The 13327-nt window shown below is 58.9% G+C and carries 13 protein-coding genes; 6 read left to right on the forward strand and 7 right to left on the reverse strand.

Annotation, left to right across the window (positions count from 1 at the left end):
* Window positions 1-76: 76 nt before the first annotated feature.
* From dnaJ to BLL52_RS12745, 5 genes are all read right to left on the reverse strand, one after another.
* Entirely contained in the window at window positions 77-1207 is a 1131-nt protein-coding gene (dnaJ, locus tag BLL52_RS12725) for a molecular chaperone DnaJ (protein ID WP_075586980.1), read from the reverse strand.
* Between the two features lie 103 nt (window positions 1208-1310).
* A complete protein-coding gene (dnaK, locus tag BLL52_RS12730; protein ID WP_075586981.1) occupies window positions 1311-3260 on the reverse strand; it encodes a molecular chaperone DnaK in 1950 nt (649 codons plus the stop codon).
* 101 nt (window positions 3261-3361) lie between these two features.
* Window positions 3362-3943 (reverse strand): nucleotide exchange factor GrpE, encoded by a 582-nt coding sequence (grpE, locus tag BLL52_RS12735; RefSeq protein ID WP_075586982.1) that lies wholly within the window; start codon window positions 3941-3943, stop codon window positions 3362-3364.
* A gap of 169 nt (window positions 3944-4112) precedes the next feature.
* Window positions 4113-4463, reverse strand: coding sequence for an FKBP-type peptidyl-prolyl cis-trans isomerase (locus BLL52_RS12740; RefSeq protein ID WP_075586983.1), 351 nt, complete (start codon window positions 4461-4463; stop codon window positions 4113-4115).
* A 49-nt stretch (window positions 4464-4512) separates the two neighbouring features.
* On the reverse strand, window positions 4513-4824 hold the full coding sequence (locus BLL52_RS12745) for a winged helix-turn-helix transcriptional regulator (RefSeq protein ID WP_075586984.1): 312 nt from the start codon (window positions 4822-4824) through the stop codon (window positions 4513-4515).
* Between the two features lie 253 nt (window positions 4825-5077).
* Between BLL52_RS12745 and BLL52_RS12750 the strand changes: the two genes are divergently transcribed.
* A complete protein-coding gene (locus tag BLL52_RS12750; protein ID WP_075586985.1) occupies window positions 5078-5362 on the forward strand; it encodes a late competence development ComFB family protein in 285 nt (94 codons plus the stop codon).
* Window positions 5363-5392: 30 nt separating this feature from the next.
* Here BLL52_RS12750 and BLL52_RS12755 read toward each other — a convergent pair whose 3' ends face one another.
* Entirely contained in the window at window positions 5393-6670 is a 1278-nt protein-coding gene (locus tag BLL52_RS12755; RefSeq protein WP_075586986.1) for an O-acetylhomoserine aminocarboxypropyltransferase/cysteine synthase family protein, read from the reverse strand.
* Between the two features lie 60 nt (window positions 6671-6730).
* Here BLL52_RS12755 and BLL52_RS12760 point away from each other — a divergent pair, with 60 nt between their 5' ends.
* From BLL52_RS12760 to BLL52_RS12780, 5 genes are read left to right on the forward strand one after another with little or no spacing between them, the layout of a single operon-like run.
* Window positions 6731-7489 (forward strand): class I SAM-dependent methyltransferase, encoded by a 759-nt coding sequence (locus tag BLL52_RS12760; RefSeq protein WP_075586987.1) that lies wholly within the window; start codon window positions 6731-6733, stop codon window positions 7487-7489.
* Window positions 7486-9273: a type IV pilus assembly ATPase TfpB gene (gene tfpB, locus BLL52_RS12765; RefSeq protein WP_075586988.1), complete on the forward strand. Its 1788-nt coding sequence runs from the start codon at window positions 7486-7488 to the stop codon at window positions 9271-9273. Before BLL52_RS12760 ends, tfpB begins: the two co-directional genes overlap by 4 nt.
* Window positions 9274-9294: 21 nt before the next feature.
* Window positions 9295-9783, forward strand: a complete 489-nt coding sequence (locus BLL52_RS12770) for a tripartite tricarboxylate transporter TctB family protein (RefSeq protein ID WP_075586989.1) — start codon at window positions 9295-9297, stop codon at window positions 9781-9783.
* A 9-nt stretch (window positions 9784-9792) separates the two neighbouring features.
* Window positions 9793-11304, forward strand: coding sequence for a tripartite tricarboxylate transporter permease (locus BLL52_RS12775; RefSeq protein ID WP_075586990.1), 1512 nt, complete (start codon window positions 9793-9795; stop codon window positions 11302-11304).
* A gap of 40 nt (window positions 11305-11344) precedes the next feature.
* Window positions 11345-12331, forward strand: a complete 987-nt coding sequence (locus BLL52_RS12780) for a Bug family tripartite tricarboxylate transporter substrate binding protein (protein ID WP_075586991.1) — start codon at window positions 11345-11347, stop codon at window positions 12329-12331.
* Here BLL52_RS12780 and BLL52_RS12785 read toward each other — a convergent pair.
* On the reverse strand, window positions 12318-13247 hold the full coding sequence (locus BLL52_RS12785; protein WP_075586992.1) for a DMT family transporter: 930 nt from the start codon (window positions 13245-13247) through the stop codon (window positions 12318-12320). The genes BLL52_RS12780 and BLL52_RS12785 overlap by 14 nt on opposite strands.
* Window positions 13248-13327: the final 80 nt, after the last annotated feature.

Raw genomic sequence — 13327 nt, forward strand, 5'->3', positions numbered from 1 at the left:
GCAAAAAAATACCACGCCAGTGGGTTGCACTGCGCGGCATGATTTTGCGCGCTATGCGCGGTGTTGGCGTCTGAGGTCAGCTAAAAAAGCTCTTCAAACGATCGGTCCAACTGTCACCGCTAGGTGAGTGTTTGCCGCCGCCTTTTTTAAGCGATTCATCGAGTTCACGCAGCAGCTTGCGCTGATGTTCGGTGAGTTTGACTGGTGTCTCGATCAGGATGTGGCAATACAGATCACCCGGGTAGCTGGAGCGCACGCCCTTGATGCCTTTACCGCGCAGCCTGAACTGCTTGCCGGTTTGGGTGCCTTCGGGGATATCAATCGCGGCCTTGCCAGCCAGAGTGGGCACATCAATCTCACCTCCTAGCGTGGCGGTGACGATGCTGATGGGTACCGAGCAATGCAGATCGTCGCCGTCACGCTCAAAGATGTCGTGTTTCCTCAGACGAATTTCGATGTACAGGTCTCCCGGCGGGCCGCCGTTGGTGCCGGGCTCGCCGTTGCCCGCGCTGCGAATACGCATGCCACCGTCAATGCCGGCTGGAATCTTCACTTCCAGCGTCTTTTGTTTTTTGATCTTGCCCTGGCCGTGGCAAGCAGGGCAGGGCTCTGGAATCACCTTGCCAGTGCCGCGGCAGGCGGGGCAGGTTTGCTGCACGCTAAAAAAGCCCTGACGCATTTGCACTGAGCCGGTGCCGCTGCAGGTGGCACATGTTTTGACTTGTGTGCCGGGCTTGGCGCCGCTGCCTTGGCAGGTGTCGCAGTTGTCCCAACTTGGGATGCGGATCTGCGCGTCTTTGCCCTTGGCCGCCTCTTCCAACGTGACTTCCATGGCGTAGCTCAAGTCGCTACCCCGGTAGACCTGGCGGCCACCGCCTGGGCGACCACCGCGCTGCTGGCCGAACATGTCACCAAAAATATCTCCAAACGCTTCGGCAAAGCCGCCATAGGCTTCCGCGCCACCACGCATGTTCGGGTCTACTCCGGCAAAGCCGTGCTGGTCGTAGGCCGCGCGTTTTGGCGGGTCTGACAGCATCTCATAGGCTTCTTTTGATTCTTTGAACTTTTCCTCGGCTGCTTTGGCCGCGTCACCTTGGTTGCGGTCAGGGTGGTGCTTCATCGCGTGTTTGCGATAAGCCTTTTTGATCTCGTCGTCTGAGGCGTTTTTGGGAACGCCCAGAACCTCGTAGTAATCTCGTTTTGACATGGTCTACTCGTGCCTGGTTTCAATACAAACGCCGCGTCGAACCCTTGCGGTGATCAACGCGGCGCATGTTGCCTTTACAAAAGGTGTTGGAAAGCTCAAGCGCTTAAGGCTTCTTGACTTCTTTCACTTCTGCATCGACCACATTGTCGTCATGTGCAGCACCGCTGCCTTGCGCGCCGGATGATTGGCCTGCTGCCGCTTCAGGTTGTGCCGCTGCTGCTTCATTGGCTTGCATGTCGGCGTACATCTTCTCGCCGAGCTTCTGGCTGACGGTCATGAGAGCGGTGCTCTTTTCCTCGATGGCTGCTTTGTCCTCGCCTTTAAGGGCCAGTTCGAGCTCTTTCATGGCGGTTTCGATCTTTTCTTTTTCAGATGCATCGATCTTGTCGCCGTACTCGGTCAGGCTCTTATTCACCCCGTGCATGCTGGCCTCGGCAGTGTTTCTGGCTTGCACCAGTTCCAGTTTTTTCTTGTCGTCTACGGCGTTGAGCTCGGCGTCCTTGACCATCTGCTGAATCTCGGCTTCAGACAGGCCTGAGTTGGCCTTGATCGTGATCTTGTTTTCCTTGCCGGTGCCCTTGTCTTTGGCGCCCACGTGCAGAATGCCGTTGGCGTCGATATCGAAGGACACTTCAATCTGCGGCAGGCCGCGAGGAGACGGTGGGATGCCTTCCAGGTTGAATTCACCCAGCAGCTTGTTGCCAGAGGCAATTTCACGCTCGCCTTGGAATACCTTGATGGTCACGGCCGGCTGATTGTCGTCAGCGGTCGAGAAGGTTTGCGCAAACTTGGTCGGGATGGTGGTGTTTTTGGTGATCATTTTGGTCATGACGCCACCCAGCGTTTCAATACCCAGGCTCAAAGGCGTCACGTCCAGCAACAGCACGTCAGTACGGTCCCCTGACAGCACTTGGCCTTGAATGGCTGCACCCACGGCCACAGCTTCATCGGGGTTCACGTCTTTGCGGGGCTCTTTACCAAACAGTTCCTTGACCTTTTCCTGCACCTTGGGCATGCGGGACATGCCGCCGACCAAAATTACGTCATTGATGTCGGACGCGCTGACGCCAGCGTCTTTCATCGCGGTGCGGCAGGGCGCAATGGTGCGCTCAATCAGCTCGTCCACCAGCGATTCCAGCTTGGCGCGGGTCAACTTGATGTTCAGGTGTTTCGGGCCGGAGGCATCAGCGGTGACATAAGGCAGGTTGATATCGGTCTGCGCGCTGCTGGAAAGCTCAATCTTGGCCTTTTCAGCGGCTTCTTTCAGGCGCTGCAGGGCCAGCACATCCTTGCCCAAGTCTACGCCTTGCTCTTTTTTGAACTCGCCAATGATGTAATCGATGATGCGCTGGTCAAAGTCTTCGCCACCCAGGAAAGTGTCGCCGTTGGTGGAGAGCACTTCAAACTGCTTCTCGCCATCAACGTCAGCAATTTCGATGATGGAGATATCAAACGTGCCGCCGCCCAAGTCATACACGGCGATCTTGCGGTCACCCTTTTCGTTCTTGTCCAAGCCAAAAGCCAGGGCAGCAGCGGTAGGTTCGTTGATGATGCGCTTGACTTCCAGGCCAGCGATGCGGCCCGCGTCCTTGGTGGCCTGACGTTGGGCGTCGTTGAAATAGGCCGGCACGGTGATCACCGCTTCGGTCACGGGTTCGCCCAAATAGTCTTCGGCGGTTTTCTTCATCTTGCGCAGCACGTCAGCACTGATCTGCTGCGCTGCCATGCGGTTGCCACGCACTTCGACCCAGGCGTCGCCGTTGTCAGCCGCAGCGATTTTGTAAGGCATCAGGCCGATGTCTTTTTGAACTTCTTTTTCAGCGAATTTGCGACCAATCAGGCGCTTCACAGCATAAATCGTGTTTCGCGGATTCGTTACCGCCTGGCGCTTGGCCGAGGCACCCACCAGCACTTCACCGTCTTCTTGGTACGCAATGATTGAGGGTGTGGTGCGCGCGCCTTCAGAATTTTCAATCACCTTGGGGGTGTTTCCCTCCATGATCGCCACACAGCTGTTGGTAGTGCCCAGATCGATGCCAATGATTTTTCCCATGATATTTCCTTGCTTGTTAATTGATTTGTCCCGCGTGGACTTGAAACGTAGATGATGACAAAGTGTGGTTGACCCGGCTGAATTCAAGCCGAACCCCACATTTATTTGGAAGCAGAGACCATGACGAGGGCAGGCCGCAAGACCCGCTCTGAAATCAGGTAGCCTTTTTGCAGCACGGACACGATCGTGTTGCTTTCCTGTTCGCAAGGCACAACGCTGATGGCTTGATGCTGATGGGGGTCAAACTTGCTGCCAACCGATGGATCGACCACCACCACCTTATTGCGCTCCAGAGCGGCAATCAACTGGCGCAGTGTGGCCTGGGTGCCTTCCCTGATCTGCTCCAGGTTGGCGTCCTGACTGGCTAGCCCCGCCTCAAGGCTGTCTATCACTGGCAGCAAGCTGTCGGCAAAACTCTCCAATGCAAACCTGCGGGCTTTGGAGACCTCGTCCTCAGCGCGCCTGCGGGCGTTTTCGACATCCGCCTTGGCGCGCAGATACTGGTCGGCTAACTCAGTGCTCTTGGTTTGCAATTCAGTCAGATCGGCCTGACATTTGGCTAGCGCCTCTGTTTCGTAATTGGCCATGGCTGCAGTGGTTTCCTGGGTACTTTGGGCAAGAGCCGCAGGGTTAGGGGCAGCGGACGGATCCGCAGGAGTAGGTTGTTGAGCTGAATCAGACATGCGGTTAAACAGGTTGTGAAATAACGATGCTCAGAGGTGGCGGCATAGCGCCGGTTTTCAAGAGCTGCCCGCCAAAAAGTTTTCTAAAGCAGGTCCAGCTTGACGCGTGGACGGCAGAAACAAAACGGGCACCTGGTGCAGGTGCCCGTATGTCAGCAAACGGCGTTGATCAAGACAATTTCAAGAGCTCGACTTCAAATTTCAGCGTGGCTTGCGGCGGAATCACACCACCGGCACCGCGTGTACCGTAACCCAAACCAGGGGGAATGATCAGCGTGCGGGTGCCGCCAGCCTGCATGCCCGCCACACCTTCGTCCCAGCCGCGGATGACCGAGCCAGCACCCAGATTGAAAACGAAAGGCGTACCACGGTCTTTACTGGAATCGAATTTGGTGCCCTGCACGCCGTCCATAAATAGCCAGCCGGTGTAGTGAACAGTGACGTGCTGGCCTGCAGCTGCGACATCGCCCGTGCCTTCAACGTTGTCTTCGTATTGCAGTCCAGAGGGGGTTGTAATCATGGGAATTGAGTGCTTAAAAAAGGGTTGTAAAGAACGGCGAAGCGCCTGATCAGGCCTTGCTTTTGGCCTGCGCGGCCACCCATTTGGTGGCGAAGGCGGAGAGATCGCCCATGCGTTTGAGCAGATCAGCGCCCAGCGGGGTGACCAGGTAACCGCTGCTGCCGTGGTCAACCAGACCAGCTTGGCGCATTTCCTTAATACGCGTGTTCAGGGTGTTGGGGGTGATGCTTCCAACGCTGTCTTGCAGCAGACGGAAAGTCTGGGGGTGACCGTCCTTGAGTGCCCACAGCACGCGAATAGCGTAGCGTGATTCGAGCAAACTCAGCAACTGGCCGATGGCAACATTTTCTTTTGTACTCATGGTGCTTCTCCTTATGGTGTTGAATTTATGCCGACTGTGACGCTACCCGCAAACAGCATGACCATGCATGCCCCGGTAGCCTCAGCGCATAGAGCGCGACTATATCGCAAATTGTCGGATTGCTACATGTTTTGTAGCTTGTAAGCATCACTTGCGCGCGCTAAAGTCATGTACAGTTTAGTAGTGTCTCACCGGTTGGTAAGCGAGCCAGAGCAGGCTGCCCCAGTCGACCAAAACTCCTCTGATCATGCCTATGACCATCAATTTTGAGCAAGTCCACAACTTTTTCGAGCCGGTTGTGTTTGAGGCGGTGGCCGCCAAAGCAAGTGTTTACCCGGCTTTCAGCGCCGACATGCTGGCCGATGTGGCTTGTGTTGCACTCAACCGCTTGCCAGCGCGCTATCTGCGCCACGACGTTGACATGATGTTTTACCTGACCGAATCCGAGCGCAGCGCTATCGACGACTCGTTAGAGGAGGCGCTGAATTTCGCTTTCACCTTCGTCGGCGAACGGGCAGCCAGCCATCCTGGCACTTGACTGCGCGCTAACCGCCCGTGGTATTCGGCTTTAAACGGCGGCCAGAGCCTGCTCCAGGTCAGCCGTCAGATCATCAATGTGCTCAATACCCAAAGACAGGCGGACCATATCGGGCTTGACACCTGCTTTGGTCAACTCTTGTGGGTTGAGCTGGCGGTGCGTGGTGGAAGCCGGGTGGCAGGCCAGTGATTTGGCATCGCCAATGTTGACAAGCCGGGTAAAGAGCTTCAACGCATCCTGAAAACGCGAGCCCGCCTCCAGGCTGTTGGCCGCCTTCAATCCAAAACTGATGATGCCCGAGGCGCGCCCGCCCATGTACTTCTCAACTAGCGCGTGGTCCGGGTGGTCAGGCAAGGCTGCATAGTTAACCCAGCTGACCTTGTCGTGTGCTTGCAGGTAAGTGGCCACCTTCAAGGCGTTTTCGCAGATGCGATCCATCCGCAGGGCCAAGGTTTCGATGCCTTGCAACAGCTGAAACGCCGCCATGGCGCTCAATGCCGCCCCCATGTTGCGCAGCGGCACAACGCGGGCGCGTCCAATGTAAGCGGCTGGGCCAAACGCTTCGGTGTAGACCACGCCGTGGTAGCTGACATCTGGCTCGTTCAGGCGCTTGAAGCGTTTGGCGTGTTGTGCCCACGGGAACTTGCCAGAGTCCACGATCACGCCGCCAATGGTCGTGCCGTGGCCGCCCAGGTATTTGGTAACCGAGTGCACCACGATGTCGGCACCATGCTCAAATGGGCGGCACAAGGCCGGGCTGGCAACGGTGTTGTCCACAATCAGCGCAATGCCATGGGCGTGGGCTACTTCGGCCAGCGCGGACAGGTCGGTCACGTTGCCCAGCGGGTTGCCAATGGATTCGCAATAGATCGCCTTCGTTTTGTCATCAATCAACGCCGCAAATGAGGCTGGGTCACGGTAGTCTGCAAAACGCACCTCGAGACCAATTTGCGGGAAGGTATGGGCAAACAGGTTGTAGGTGCCGCCATACAGCGTGGAGGCCGAGATGATGTTGTCCCCGGCCTCAGAAATGGTCTGGATCGCGTAGCTGATGGCCGACATGCCTGATGCCACCGCGAGCGCGCCCACGCCGCCCTCTAACGCCGCCACCCGCGCTTCCAGCACAGCACAGGTCGGGTTCATGATGCGGCTGTAGATGTTGCCAGCCACCTTCAGGTCAAACAGGTCAGCGCCATGCTGCGTGTCGTCAAAGGCGTAGGCCACCGTCTGGTAAATCGGTGTCGCGGCTGCACGGGTGGTGGGGTCTGGTGCGTAGCCAGCGTGAACGGCCAAGGTTTCAAGCTTCATCGGACTGCCCTTTCATGTCAAAGGGCAGCATCTTAGAGGTTTGATTGGGGATAATCAGGCATCTTGAAAAAACGCAGCCCCAATTTACCGGAAGTCAACTTTTCGGACGACGACAACATTCGACATCTGCACTTGGGCAGTGAGTGGATTCAGGGCTCGATGTACCTCGAAGACGCCATTGGCCTGGTGCATGACTATGTGCAGCGCATGATGGCTTGGCTGCTGCTTGTCGAACCCGATTCGGTAAAGGACCGCCAAGCCATGCAACTGGGTTTGGGTGCCGGGTCGCTGACCAAGTTCTGTGCCAAAGAGCTGCACATCAAAACCACCGCGATTGAGCTGAACCCGCAAGTTCTCGCCATGTGCCGCAACCATTTCAAGCTGCCGGCTGACAACCCGATGATGCGTGTAGTGCTGGCGGACGCCGCGCTGGAAATTCTCAACCCCAAATATTGGGGCACGGTGGACGCGCTACAGGTGGACTTGTATGACCGGGAAGCCGCCGCACCCGTGCTCGACAGCCTGCCGTTTTACAACCATTGCCGCCGTCTGCTCACGCCCGAAGGCTGCATGACGGTGAACCTGTTTGGCCGGGCCTCCAGCTATAAGCGCAGCGTTGAAAAAATGTCAGCGGCGTTTGACAAGAATGCGGTTTGGGCCTTTAAACCCACCCGGGAAGGCAATACCGTGGTGCTGGCACAGCACACACCGAGCCGCCCCAAGCGCGAGGTGCTGATGGCGCGCGCCGCCCTCATTGAGGCCCGCTGGGGCCTGCCCGCCACCAAGTGGGTGCGTGTGTTCAAGCCGGTGCTGCCATGACGCCTTCCATATCTACCAAACACCGCTCTGAGCCCCACGCCGGCCCGCTGGACTGGCGCAGCCTAGTGCAATGGCTAAAAGCCGACGGCACCATCACCACGCAGGAAGCCCAGCGCATTCACACCCGCTGCGCGCAGGCCGAAAGTGCGCAGCACCCGCTGCTGCGTCTGGCCAGCGTGGCGGTGCGCCGGGCGGTGGATGACAAGCCGATGGACCTGGAGTCGCTCACCCAGTGGCTGGCCGGTCATGTGAAACTGGCTTATCTGCGCATTGACCCGCTCAAGGTGGATGTGGGCAAGGTGGCCGACACCATGAGCCCGGCCTATGCCGAGAGGCACAAAATTTTGCCGGTGCAGGTGACTGCGCAGGAAGTAGTGGTAGCCACTGCCGAGCCTTTCCTAACCGATTGGGTGGGCGAGGTGGAGCGCCAGGCCCGGCGCAGCGTGCGCCGTGTGGTGGCCAATCCGCAAGATATTCACCGCTACACCGTGGAGTTTTTCGCCCTGGCCAAGTCGGTGCGCGCGGCGGCCAAGGCGGGCAGCAACGCCGGGTCCAGCTTTGAACAACTAGTGGAGCTGGGTAAGAGCAACAAACAGCTTGATGCTAACGACCAGAGCGTGGTGCAGGTGGTGGACTGGTTATGGCAATACGCCTTTGACCAGCGCGCCAGTGACATCCACCTGGAACCCAGGCGCGAGCAGGGCGTGATCCGCTTCCGCATTGACGGCGTGTTGCACCCGGTCTATCAGATGCCGATGGGCGTGCTGACTGCCATGACGGCGCGCATCAAACTGCTCAGCCGGATGGATGTGGTGGAAAAACGCCGCCCGCAAGACGGCCGCATCAAAACGCGTAACCCCGGTGGTGCCGAGGTCGAGATGCGTATTTCCACCCTGCCCACCGCTTTTGGTGAAAAGATGGTGATGCGGATTTTTGACCCTGAAACCACCGTCAAGGAACTCGATGCCTTGGGCTTTTCCAGACACGACGCCGAGCGCTGGGAGGCGCTGGTTAAGCGCCACACCGGCATCATTTTGGTGACTGGCCCCACCGGTTCGGGTAAAACCACCACGTTGTACTCGACCTTGAAGCGGGTCGCCACTGAAGAGGTGAACGTGAGCACGGTGGAAGACCCCATCGAGATGATTGAGGCCTCTTTCAACCAGACCCAGGTGCAGACGCAGCTTGACTTTGGCTTTCCAGAAGGCTTGCGCGCCTTGATGCGCCAGGACCCCGACATCATCATGGTCGGCGAGATCCGTGACCATGCCACCGCTGAGATGGCAGTGCAGGCGGCGCTGACCGGGCACCTGGTGTTCTCGACCCTGCACACCAACGACGCGCCATCGGCCATCACCCGGCTGATGGAGCTAGGTGTGCCCGCTTATTTGATCAACGCCACCTTGCTGGGTGTGTTGGCGCAGCGGCTGGTGCGCACACTGTGCCCGATATGCAAGGTGCCCGACTCGGCTGCCGCCCGCGAGACGCTGGAGCAGGCGGTCAAACCCTGGCAACTCAGTGGCGCTTACAAGCCGTTCAAATCGGTGGGCTGTGTCGATTGCCGCATGACCGGCTTCAGGGGTCGCATGGGTTTGTATGAGTTGCTGGTGGTCTCAGAAGCCTTCAAAGCCCAGATCACCCGCGAGCCCGATGCTGCTGCCCTGAAGCGCCAGGCCATTGCCGACGGCATGCGCCCGCTGCGCCTGGCTGGAGCCCTGCGCGTTGCCGAAGGCCTGACCGTGCTGGAGGAGGTGCTGTCCAGCACCCCAGCGTCAGAGCATTGACCATTAGTTGGCGTCGATCGGATGAAGGGTCAGCAAGATAAAGATGTGTATGCCGGTGCCTTGCTGGTGCTGGTGGGTTCGGCATTCGCCTGGGGCGCGACAAGTTACACGCTGGGCACCAGCGCTCGCATGGGGCCGGGTTACTTTCCGCTGATGCTGGGTATCTTGCTGGCGGTGCTGGGTTTGATCATCATGCTGCGGGCCTGGCGCTTGGCGCCCAAGCAGCGTCAGATGGTCGGCCCCTGGGCCTGGAAGCCGCTGTTTTTCATCGTTGCGGGTAATCTGTTGTTTGGCGCGTTGCTGGGCGGGTTGCCAGCGCTGGGTTGGCCTGCCATGGGGTTTATCGCAGCGATTTATGGCGTGACGGTGGTGGCAGGTATGGCCGGTGAACGCTTCAGCCTGAAGGAGAGCCTGCTGCTGGCCACGGTGCTGGCGGTGGGGTGTTATCTGGCTTTTGTTGTGCTGCTGAACCTGCAGTTTGTCGTCTGGCCCACGGTGTTGTCGGGTTAGGCGACTGATATGGATTTGCTAACGAATCTGTCTATGGGCTTTGGTGTAGCTGCCACGCCCATTAACCTGCTGTATGCCTTCATCGGTTGTCTGTTGGGCACCTTGATTGGTGTCTTGCCAGGGATTGGCCCAGTGGCAACCATTGCCATGCTGTTGCCCGCCACCTATGCACTGCCACCGGTGTCGGCCCTGATCATGTTGGCCGGCATTTATTACGGAGCGCAATATGGTGGCTCTACCACTGCCATTCTGGTGAATTTGCCCGGTGAAGCGAGTTCGGTGGTGACCGTGATCGACGGCTACCAGATGGCGCGCAAGGGCAGGGCGGGGCCGGCACTGGCCGCCGCCGGGCTGGGGTCTTTTTTTGCCGGATGCGTGGGCACGCTGATTCTGGCGGCGTTTGCTGCGCCGCTGACCGAAGTGGCTTTCATGTTTGGCCCGGCAGAATATTTCTCGCTGATGGTGCTGGGCCTGATCGGCGCGGTGGTGCTAGCCTCTGGTTCGCTGCTGAAAGCCGTGGCGATGATTGTGCTGGGCTTGCTGCTGGGCTTGGTGGGTACCGACGTGAATTCTGGCGTGGCGCGGTTTGCCTTTGATATTCCAGAGTTGACCGACGGCATTGGTTTCATCGTGATCGCCATGGGCGTATTTGGCTATGGCGAGATCATTTCCAACCTGTCGGTGAAAGAATCGCAGCGCGAAGTCTTTACCGCCAAGGTGCAGGGCCTGATGCCCACCCGCGAAGATTTCAAACGCATGGTGCCGGCGGTGCTGCGTGGCACCGGCATTGGTTCGATGCTGGGCATCCTGCCCGGCGGTGGGGCCATGCTGGCAGCGTTTGCGGCTTACAGTGTGGAGAAGAAAACCAAACTTCACCCCGGTGAGGTGCCTTTTGGCGAAGGCAACATCCGCGGCGTGGCGTCGCCCGAGTCGGCCAACAACGCCGGCTCGCAAACCTCTTTCATCCCGCTGCTGACGCTGGGCATCCCACCCAACGCGGTGATGGCGCTGATGGTGGGCGCCATGACCATCCACAACATCCAACCCGGCCCGCAGGTGATGACCAGCAACCCCGAACTGTTCTGGGGCCTGATTGCCTCGATGTGGATTGGCAATGCCATGCTGCTGGTGCTGAATCTGCCGCTGATCGGGTTGTGGATCAAGCTGCTCAGCGTGCCGTACCGCTGGCTGTTTCCGGCGATCGTGTTGTTTTGCGCCATTGGCGTCTACAGCACCAACAACAACACCTGGGACATTTGGATGGTGGGCCTGTTTGGCGTGATCGGTTATGTGTTCATCAAGCTCGGTCTGGAGCCTGCGCCGCTGTTGCTGGGCTTCATTCTGGGGCCGATGATGGAAGAAAACCTGCGCCGCGCGCTGCTGCTCTCGCGCGGCGACTGGAGTGTGCTGGTCACGCGGCCGCTGTCGGCGGGTCTGCTTGCCGCTGCGGCGGCCATGTTGCTGGTGGTTTTGCTGCCCGCCATCAAACGCCAGCGTCAAGCCGCGTTTGTGGAAGATTAGGGGTGGCTGGCGTTTTATTTGATTTTTTAAGGAGTGGCAGATGGATCAAGGTGGATTGAAAGTGCGGGTTCGCCGCTTGTCGCGGACCTTATGTGCGGCATCGCTGTTGGCTGTTGGGCTGGCGCATGCGCAAAGCGGGCCAGTCAAGCTGATGGTAGGGTTTCCGCCCGGCGGGGGTACGGACGCCATTGCGCGCATCCTGGCCGACAAGCTCAAGGATCAGTTGGGTGTCTCGGTGGTGGTGGACAACAAGGCTGGCGCTGGGGGGCAGATTGCCGCGCAGGCACTGAAAGCCGCTGCACCTGATGGCAATACGCTGTTTTTGTCGCACGATCACACCATTTCCATCCTGCCGCTGGTGGTGAAAAACCCGGGTTATGCGCCGCAGAAAGACTTTCTGCCGGTGGCTGGCTTTGCCACCTTTGCGAATGCGTTTGCGGTGTCTGGTGGCACACCCGCGAGCAGCATGAAGCAGTACGTGGAATTTGTGCAGAGGCAGGCTGCAGGCCAGGACACCGTGGGTGTGCCCGCGCCCGCATCAGTGCCTGAGTTTTTGGTCAAAGTGATTGGTCAAAAATACAAGCTTGACCTGCAGGCCGCGCCATACCGCGGCAGCGCGCCGATGATGGCCGACATGTTGGGCAACCAAATCCACGCAGGCATTGGCTCGGTTCCCGATTTCATCGAAAACCAGAAAGCCGGCAAGATTCGGGTGGTAGCGGTGCTGGGTGGCGTGCGCCAAGCTGCTTTGCCAGACGTTCCCACCTTCACTGAGCTGGGTCTGGCGGGCTTTGAAGATGCGCCGTACTACGGCATTTTTGCGCCCAAAGGCACGCCGCAAGCCACCATCGACAAGTTGTCAGGCGCGGTGGCCACGGTGACTGCTCTACCCGCGGTGCAAGAACGCCTGACCCGCATGGGCTTGACGGTGGGCTACATGACACCTGCCCAACTCGCCAGCCGTGAAGCCAGTTACAGCAAAACCTGGGCGCAAATCATCCAGGCGAGTGGCTTTAAAGCGCAGTGATTGGGCCCGGTCGGCGTCTGGATGACACCACAATGCCGCCCACGATCAGCGCAAAGGCCAGCGCGTGATAGGCGTGAGGGATCTCACCCAGAAAGAAGCCTGACAGCACCGCAGTGAACAGCGGCGTCAGGTTGATGAAAAAGCCCGCCGCCGATGGCCCCGCCTGCGCCACGCCGGCACCCCATGAGCGGTAAGCCAGCAAGGCCGGGCCGATGGCGATGAACAGCAGCGCTGCCGCCAGTTTCCAACTCGGGGTCAGGTGACCAAAGCCCAGCGACCATTCGCCTGCCGCAAACAGGCCCGACCAGATCAGACCAAACGAAATCTGCGCCATCAGAAAGGCTGACCAGTTGGTGCGAATGCTGCTGGGCTCCGAAGTGGGGTGCACCAGCATCCAGCTGTAGTAGGCCCAGGCGGCCGAAGCCAGCAGAATGTAGACATCACCCGGCACCAGCCGCACCTGCAGCAGCACATCAAGCTGGCCACGACTGAGCACCAGCAACACGCCGCTGATCGACATCGCCGCACCCAGCCATTGGCGTTGGAGGATGGCCTTGCCGAAAAACAGTCGCCCAATCAGCAGCATCCACACCGGGGTAACGGCCCCCACCAGCGTCACGTTGATGGGAGTAGAGGTGTTGAGTGCCAGGTACAGCAGGGCGTTGTAGCCGCCGATGCTCAGCAAAGACAGGCCCATGAAGCGCCGCCAGTTGGGCCACAGCAGGCTGCTGCGGTGCAGCACCGGCGCGGCCAACGGCAGCAGCAGCACAAAGGCAATGGACCAGCGCAGCAGGTTAAGCGTGATCGGTGACACCAACTCGGCAATGACGCGCCCCAGCACCGCATTGCATGCCCACAGCAACGGCGGCAGGGTGAGCAACAACGAGGCTTTGAGCGTAATGTGCGGTTGGCTCATGCGCCTAAGCCATGGCCCCCGGCGTTGGCCGGGTGTTCAAAAAAAATGCACATAAGCAGTGCGGCGGGTAACAAGACATA

Source organism: Rhodoferax antarcticus ANT.BR (genome assembly GCF_001938565.1).
Classification (GTDB): Bacteria; Pseudomonadota; Gammaproteobacteria; order Burkholderiales; family Burkholderiaceae_C; genus Rhodoferax; species Rhodoferax antarcticus.